Annotated in this window: 1 protein-coding gene; it reads left to right on the forward strand. The window is 42.7% G+C overall.

The window, feature by feature from the left end; genetic code table 11:
* Nucleotides 1-369 precede the first annotated feature (369 nt).
* Nucleotides 370-1134, forward strand: a 765-nt coding sequence (locus J7E66_RS01650; RefSeq protein ID WP_214997725.1) for an IS110 family RNA-guided transposase, incomplete at its 3' end; no start/stop codon positions are given.

A 1134-nucleotide genomic window follows, 5' to 3' on the forward strand; every position in this document is an offset into this window, starting at 1 on the left:
CTTAAGATTCTGAGTTAGAGTGGTATCTATACTCATATCTTACTGAGGGGCTTTATTTTTTTCAAACCTGATATTTAACGATCTACAGGAATGCTAAACTGCCCCGTTAGCCATCCATGAAGCGCAAAAATCAGCGCTTCACCACAGAGAATGAAAATGGGTTAGAACCGTCAATACTGATTCTACGGCTGGGAGAGGAAGGTCGCTGAACTATGGTGCGTTAGAGCCCATCCGTTAGTCTGACTCCACCGACCACGGTGCACCACTGACTGTCGCTCCCTTACGGGAAGCACACATGGTAAATTAATCCTATTCTGGTTGTTGCACCAGCCTCTAATTATCATGATCGCCGTAGAAAGGATGTTTTCAATGGATGTAGTCATTGAACGAGCATGCGGTATGGATGTCCATAAGGACAATATTACTGCCTGTATTTTGACACCTGAAGGAAAGGAGATTCAAACGTTCTCTACTAAAACTGTATTTCTTTTACAGTTGGTTGACTGGATTAAACAACATAATTGTACCCATGTCGCCATGGAAAGCACGAGTGTTTATTGGAAGCCTATTGTGAATTTACTGGAAGCTGAGGATATCGAGTTTTTAGTGGTGAATGCCCAACATATGAAGGCTATTCCAGGACGAAAGACAGATGTGAAGGATGCAGAATGGATTGCCAAACTTCTTCGCCATGGATTACTTAAAGCCAGTTATATCCCTGACCGAAATCAACGTGAATTGCGTGAACTCGTTCGATATCGTCGAAGTATTATCGAGGAGCGTGCCAGACAACATAATCGAATCCAAAAAGTGTTAGAAGGCGCGAACATTAAGTTGGGATCTGTGCTCTCAGATGTGTTAGGTGTTTCAGCACGAGAAATGCTTGATGCCATTGCCGATGGTGAAGAGGACCCTGAAAAACTAGCAAACTTCGCCCGACGCAGCATGAAAAAAAAGAAAGAAGAACTGGAACTCGCCCTAAAAGGCTATATTAATTCACATCAACGCCTCATGTTAAAAACCATTTTAGGTCATATTGATTTTCTTACTGAGCAAATCGAGATGCTTGATAAGGAAGTTGCGGACAGAGTCAGTTCCCATCAGGAAGATGTATCACGATTGGATTCGATTCCT

It is taken from the genome of Bacillus sp. ISL-7 (genome assembly GCF_018613065.1).